The organism is Aeromicrobium sp. EU05-FHT14F07 (genome assembly GCF_058790455.1).
The window spans coordinates 69,575-76,308 of sequence record NZ_JBYTCR010000011.1 but is presented as its reverse complement, the minus strand read 5'-3'; the positions used below and the strand labels follow the sequence as shown (position 1 = coordinate 76,308).

General features: G+C 72.6%; 6 protein-coding genes. 1 reads left to right on the top strand and 5 read right to left on the bottom strand.

What is annotated here, in order from left to right; all coding sequences use genetic code 11:
* Positions 1-62: 62 nt before the first annotated feature.
* From AC3WRM_RS11300 to AC3WRM_RS11280, 5 genes are all read right to left on the bottom strand, one after another.
* A complete protein-coding gene (locus tag AC3WRM_RS11300) occupies positions 63-554 on the bottom strand; it encodes an SRPBCC family protein (RefSeq protein WP_492248522.1) in 492 nt (163 codons plus the stop codon).
* A complete protein-coding gene (locus AC3WRM_RS11295) occupies positions 544-1,020 on the bottom strand; it encodes an SRPBCC family protein (protein ID WP_492248521.1) in 477 nt (158 codons plus the stop codon). The genes AC3WRM_RS11300 and AC3WRM_RS11295 overlap by 11 nt, the downstream gene beginning before the upstream one ends.
* A gap of 52 nt (positions 1,021-1,072) precedes the next feature.
* A complete protein-coding gene (locus AC3WRM_RS11290) occupies positions 1,073-2,329 on the bottom strand; it encodes a lipase family alpha/beta hydrolase (RefSeq protein ID WP_492248520.1) in 1,257 nt (418 codons plus the stop codon).
* A gap of 139 nt (positions 2,330-2,468) precedes the next feature.
* Positions 2,469-3,839 carry a trigger factor gene (gene tig, locus AC3WRM_RS11285; RefSeq protein WP_492248519.1) on the bottom strand — a complete coding sequence of 457 codons (1,371 nt, stop codon included), beginning with the start codon at positions 3,837-3,839 and terminating at the stop codon, positions 2,469-2,471.
* Positions 3,840-3,992: 153 nt separating this feature from the next.
* Positions 3,993-5,633, bottom strand: a complete 1,641-nt coding sequence (locus tag AC3WRM_RS11280) for an alkaline phosphatase D family protein (protein ID WP_492248518.1) — start codon at positions 5,631-5,633, stop codon at positions 3,993-3,995.
* 121 nt (positions 5,634-5,754) lie between these two features.
* On the opposite strand from AC3WRM_RS11280, the gene AC3WRM_RS11275 reads away from it, so the two are divergent.
* Positions 5,755-6,732 (top strand): MsnO8 family LLM class oxidoreductase, encoded by a 978-nt coding sequence (locus tag AC3WRM_RS11275; protein WP_492248517.1) that lies wholly within the window; start codon positions 5,755-5,757, stop codon positions 6,730-6,732.
* The last annotated feature ends 2 nt before the right edge of the window (positions 6,733-6,734 follow it).

The following is a 6,734-nucleotide window of genomic DNA, read 5'->3' as shown; positions in this document are numbered from 1 at the left end:
ACCACCGCAGCCAGCGCACCAGCAAGGTCACGAGCCCTGCACTCGCAGAGCAAGTCAACCCCTCAGCGCCCCTCCGCCTCCGCCTTCAGCGCGGCGAGGGTGCGCCGCATGCCGTCGAGGAGCTCGACGTCGTGGTTCTCGGCACCGCCCATGAGCCACTTGCCGACGAGGCGGGTGGTGAGCCCGGCCGCCGGGAGGGCGCTGCGGCGTTCGACGACGTGCGTCCCGCCGTCCTCGGGGGTCAGCTCGTAGGACCACTCGACGTCGACGGGCCAGATGCGGAAGGCGAGGGCGGCAGAGCCGTCGTGGATGGGCGGCTTCCAGCGGGTGATCCGCGTCGTCGTCGGCCACAGCACCGCACCCTTGCGGTTGAGGTTGACGCCGCGCGACCCCACACGGGGTGCGTCGGCGATCACCATGCGCACCGTCTCGGGGCTGCGCTCGCTCATCGAGCGCAGGTCCGAGAGCAGACTCCACACGACGTCGACCGACGCGTCGATCGACGTCTCCACCTCGAGCGCCGGCAGGCCGCCGGCGGGGAACTCAGGCGGCACGGACGCCGGCCTCGGCCTCGGCCTTGATCCGCTGCAGCGTCTGCTGGATGCCCCGCTCCAGCTCGTCCTCGAACGCCTCGGTCCCGCCGAGCACGTGCTTCGTCAGCAGGTTGGACAGGCTGGAGACGCCGTTCGGCGCGGTGCGCGACTCGGTGAGCCGGGTCCGTCCGTCCTCGAGCGCCTCGAGGCGGTAGGTCCACACGGTGCCGTTCTCGGCGACCTTCAGCGCCAGCTCGTGCTCCGGCTCGAAGACCTTCACGTAGGACCGCGTGGGCCACACCTTCCAGCCCTGTCGGTTGACGTTGATCGTGCGCGCGCCCTGCTGGACCACGCCGCCCCGGATGATCATCCGGCGGCACTGCGGGCTCCACTCCCCCATCCGCTTGAGGTCGGACACGATGCTCCAGACGACGGACGGCGGGGCGTCGATCTCGACGGAGCTCTCGATCAGGCTGCGGTTCGGCACGGTGGTGACTCCTAGGGGTGTCGGGGATGGGACGGGGCGGTGTGGGGCGGGTTCAGTCCTGGCCCGACGCGCTCAGCGCGCGCACGGGACGGTGCGCGGCGCGCACCCACTCGACGAGCCAGTCGGCGACCGTCGGGTGGTTCAGCAGGGCGAAGTGGTGGGCGCTCGGCACGTACTCGAAGCGGGCACCCTCGACCACGGGGCCGGTGCGCCCGACGCCGGTGGCCGAGGAGAAGTGCACCAGCAGGTCGCCGAGCACCGTGCTCAGCGGGTGACGCTGCGAGGCGCCGAGGGTGGCGGCGACGAAGTGGTACTCGGCGTGCGGAAGCGGCGCGGCGGCGATCCGGTCCAGGCCCCACGCCCGGGTGAGGTCCTGGCCGTCCCACTCGTCGGCGGAGATGTAGCCGTGCCGCAGGTCGACGATGCCGGCCGAGCGGGTGTCGAGGATGGCGCTGAACGGTCGCGACTCGGGGAGGAACCGCAGCACGGAGGAGCCGAGGTGGGCGACCTTCTCCAGGTTCGCGCCGGCGTGCGGCGTCCCCAGGCACACGACGTCGCGCACGAGGTGCTGCCAGGTCTTCCCGCCGGCCGTCGCGTGGTTGGTGGCCGCGCGCACCACGAGACCGCCCATCGAGTGCCCGACGAGGGTGATCCGGGAGACCGGGGTGGGCCAGACGTCGACGAGCTGGGTGAGCAGCGCGTCGAGGTGCTTGCCGTTCTCGGAGATGTGCAGGCCGGTGTTGTAGCGGATCATCACGGGCGTCGCGTCGGTCTCCGTCGCGAGCCGCGTCGCGTAGGTGCTGCCGGACACCTTCGAGCCGAGCGCCCACGACTCGTCGTCCTCGCAGAGACCGTGCAGGAAGACGACGAGGTGGCTGCCCGCGTCACGGAACGCCTCGGCGACCTGCCAGCCGGTGGGCGGCAGGTCCTCGCCGTCGACCCGCACCGACATGACGATCGCCTGCGGGTCGTCCAGCAGGCGCAGCTCGTCGCCGATGAGGCCGTTCACGGCGGCCACGACGCTGCGACCCAGGCGTGTGGACTCGACCGGTGCGCCGATCCCCCGGGCGGAGAGGGCCCGGACCGATCCGCTCCCCACCCGCAGCACCCCGGAGACCGCGCCGTAGACGGAGGTGACGACGGCGTCGTGCAGCGACTCGGGGACGCGGCCGCCGACCAGGCGGGTCGCCCGGAAGGCCCGCGCCGCCACGGCCTCGTGCACGTCGCGCACCGTGCCCACGACCAGCCGGTCGAGGTGGTCCAGCGCGAGCGCGGCCACGTCGGTGGTGCGTGCGGGTGAGCCGGGCATGCTTACATACTGCCGGTATCTGAGCGCGATGTGAACCGTACGTGGCGAGGTTCTCAGCGTCCGCACAGCCTGCGGCGCGCCTCACGACGCACGACGGCCCGACACCCGTGCAGGTGTCGGGCCGTCGGTGACGGGTGGGTCAGGCCTGGGTGGCCTCGGCCTCGTCGGACTCCTCGTCGGCGAGGGAGCCGTCGGCGCGCAGCTTCCCGAGCTCGAGCACCGTCCCGGACGCATCCTTGACGGTGGCCTGCTGCATCAGCTCGGCGAGCGCCTTGCCGCGCAGCACCTCGCTCACCATCTCGGGCACGTGGTTGTGCTCCATGATGTGCTGGATGTAGGAGTTCGGGTCCTGGCCCGACTCCTGCGCCCGGCGGAAGATGTGCTGGCTCAGCTCGTCGTCCTGGATGCCGATCTCGGAGTCGGCGACCACCTGGTCGAGCACGAACTGCGCGACGATGGAGTCACGGACGCGACGCTCGAGCTCGGCCTCGAACTCGTCCTCGGTCTGGCCCTCGTCCTCGAGGTAGGTCTCGAACGGGATGCCGGCGTAGGAGAGCTGCTGCTGGATCTGCTCGCGGCGACCCTGCAGCTCCTCGGTGACGACGGCGTCGGGCAGCGGGGCCTCGACCTTGCCGACGATCTCGTCGAGGACGAGGTCACGGGCCTCGGCGGCCTGCTCCATGCGCTTGCCACGGACGAGCCGCTCGCGCACGTCGGCCTTGAGCTCCTCGACGGTGTCGAACTCCGAGGCGGTCTGGACGAACTCCTCGTCGAGCTCGGCGACCTGACGCTCCTTGACCTCGTTCAGGGTCACGGTGACGTCGACCGGCGTGCCCTTGAGCTCGCCGCCGACCAGCTCGGTCGCGAACGTGACGGTCGCGCCCTTCTCCAGGCCGACGAGCGCCTCGTCGAGGCCGTCGAGCAGCGTGCCGGAGCCGATCGTGTAGGGCAGGCCCTTGGCGTCGGCGCCCTCGATGTCGCCGCCGTCCTTGTCGCGTGCGACGAGGTCGATGGTGACGGCGTCGCCGTCGGCGGCGGCCCGGTCGACGTCGGTGGTGACGGCGAAGCGGTCACGCAGGGCGTCGATCTGCTCGTCGACGTCGGCGTCGGTGACCTCGGCGTCGGCGACCTGGACCTCGATGCTCGACAGGTCGGGCAGCTCGATGGTGGGGCGCACGTCGAGCTCGGCGGTGATCTCGATGTCCTCGCCGTCGACGAACTTGGTGAGGTCGATCTCGGGCTGGCTCAGGGGCTGGATCTCCGCCTGCTGCAGGGCCTCGTTGTACCAGCCGGGCAGGGCGCCGTTGATCGCCTCGTCCAGCACGGCGCTGCGGCCGATGCGCTGGTCGACGATGGCGGCGGGCACCTTCCCCTTGCGGAAGCCGGGGATGGTGATCTGCGAACCGATCGTCTTGTACGCCTTGTCGAGGCTCGGCTTGAACTCCTCGAACGGCACCTCGATGGTGAGCTTGACCCGCGTGGGGCTCAGGGTCTCGGTGGTGCTCTTCACGTCGTGCTGCTCCTGCGGTGGTGGTGGTCGGGGTGCGTGCCGCAACCGCTCGGGACGTGGCGCGGACGCGGGAGGTCGCGCGGGCTCATCAGCCCGCGGCAGGACCTCCGTGCAGTCTCTCACGCTGCCCCTGGTGCAGGCGAACCAGCACGGTCAGGTGGGCAGGACGCGGTTCGTCCCGGCCGGGACGCGACGGCTCGCGAGCAGCCGCGAGGAGGCGTCGGGGTCGGTGCGGTCGCTGATCGCGTACCACTCCATCCGCGCCTCGTCGGGCGTCAGCTCGAGCACGCTGTAGCCGTGGTCGTCGAGGTTCACGAAGCGCACGTGCGGGTTGAGGCGCACGATGGCCTCCTCCATCGCCAGCGAGACGGTGCGGGGCTGGGTGCCCATGAAGTCGTCGACGTTGTTGCTGGTGACGGAGCTGCACACGAGCTCGGTCGCCACGGGCACGCCGTCGAGCTCGACGTCGTTGGCCCACGCGGTGTGCACGTCGCCGCTGAGGAAGACGACGTCGTCGACGCCGGCCGCGTGGATCGCCTCGAGCACCCGTCTGCGCTCGACGGGGTAGCCGTCCCACGTGTCGGTGTTCGGCTCCGCGGGCCCCCAGGTCATGGGGTCGGTGGTGCGGCGCAGCGCGAGCTCCTGGCCGCGCGGTCGGGGCGGCATCAGCATCGGCGCGACCATCACGGGGTTGCCGACCAGCCTCCAGCGGGCACCGGACGTGGCGAGTCCCTGCACCAACCAGGCCTCCTGGTCGGCTCCGGTGAGCGAACGGGCGCCGTCCTCCAGGCGCGGGTCGTCGGCGTCGACGCGCTCGTCGCGGTAGCCGCGCAGGTCGAGCATCGAGAGGTCGGCCAGCCGCCCGAACCGGAACCTCCGGTAGATGCGGGTGCCGTCGCCCACGCGAGCCGTCCCGCCGAGGCGGACGGGCATCCACTCGTCGTACGCGCGCATCGCCGCTCGCTTGCGGCGGTCCCAGGGGCCCTCGGTGAACCGCTGGTGCTCGAACGCCCCGCCCGGGTACCAGCCGTCGGCGATCTCGTGGTCGTCCCACGTGGCGACCATCGGCAACGCGGCGTGCAGACGCTGCAGGTCGGGGTCGGTCTTGTACTGCGCGTGCCGACGGCGGTAGTCCTCGAGTGACACGGTCTCGTGCGGCGGGTCGTGACGTCGCACGTCGGTCCAGTCGGGGCCGTGGGAGTACTTCCCGGGCTGGTACTCGTACAGGTAGTCGCCGAGGTGGACGACGGCGTCGAGGTCGTGGTCGAGCAGGTGGCGGTAGGCGGCGAAGTAGCCGGCCTGCCAGTTGGCGCAGCAGACGACTCCGAGCCGCAGCCGTTGCACGTCGTCGGTCTCCGCCGGTGCTGTCCGCGTGCGGCCGCCGACGGTGTCGGGGCCGTGCCGGAACCGGTACCAGTAGGTCGTCGCCGGCCGCAGGGCACGCACGTCGAGCTTGACGGTGTGGTCGCGGCGGGCGTCGGTGCGCGCGACCCCTGCGGCCACGACGTCGGCGAATCCCTCGTCGGAGGCGACCTCCCACTCGACCTCGGTCGGTGCGCCGCGCCCCGACCCGGGGCTCGCGTCGGGCGTCGGCGTCACGCGCGTCCAGAGCACCACGCCGTCGGCCACCGGGTCGCCCGACGCGGCACCGTGCTGGAAGTGACGGTGCCGGCTGGCGGGCGCGGGCGACGGACGCAGGGTCGCGACGACGGCACCCGCGCCGAGGGTGAAGCCGACCCCGCTCACGACGACGTCGCGGCGGGTCAGGGGTGGTCGAGGCGTCCCGGTCCTCACCCGGCCAGTCAGACAGGGTCGAGGTACGGGACGGCAAGGTCGGGGTGAACGTCAGGAGTCGGGCCGGGAACGTCGGGCGGACCTGCGGAAGGTGCTGCGTCGTCGCGGTGTTGGGACCCACGTGAGGCTCTCCCTGCTCGACCGCTCCCGCACCCGCGCCGGCCACCCCGACGCGGAGGGGCTGACGGGCAGCGTCGAGCGCGCGGTGTGGGCCGAGGAGCTCGGCTACGACCGGTTCTGGGTGGCGGAGCACCACGCCGTGCCCGGTATCGCGAGTGGCGCGCCGCCCGTGCTGATGGCCGCCGTGGGTGCGGCGACGTCGCGGATCCGGATCGGGTCCGGGGGCATCATGCTCCCGCACCACCAGCCGTTGGTCGTCGCGGAGCAGCTGCGCATGCTCGAGGCGCTGCACCCCGGCCGGGTCGACGTCGGCCTCGGTCGCTCCTCGGGCTTCACGGCGCCCGTGCGCGCCGCGCTGCGCGAGACCCCTGACGCCGCGGACCGGTTCGCCGACGACGTCCGCGAGCTGCGCGACCTCCTCGCCGGTCGCGGCGCGGTCACCGTGCGACCCACGGGGGGCCCGGTCCCCCTCTACCTCCTGGCCACCGGGCGAGGAGTGGTCCTTGCCGCTGAGCTGGGCCTGCCGGTGGTCGTCGGCGGGCCGGCGCTGTGGTCCGACACGCTGCCGTCGGCGCTCGCCGCGTACCGGCGCGACTTCCGACCCTCCCCCGACGCCGACGTCGACGCCGACGCGCCGCAGGTGCTGGTCTCGCTCGACGTGCTCGTCGCCGACGACCTCGCGACCGCCCGCGAGCTCGCGTTGCCCGAGGCGTGGGCGATGGCGCAGTCCCGGCGCACCGGCGTGTTCGAGCCCCTGGAGTCACCGGAGGCCATCCGTGCGCAGGAGTGGCCCGAGCAGGTGCGTCGCAGGGTCGAGACGTCGCTCGAGCAGGCCGTCGCCGGCGACGCCGACACGGTCCGCCGGACCCTCGAGCAGCTGGCGGAGCGCACCGGCGCCGACGAGCTGCTGGCGTCGACGTCCACGTGGGACCGCGACGCCCTGCGTGCCGCCGACGCCGCGCTGCGCACCCTTGTCTGAGG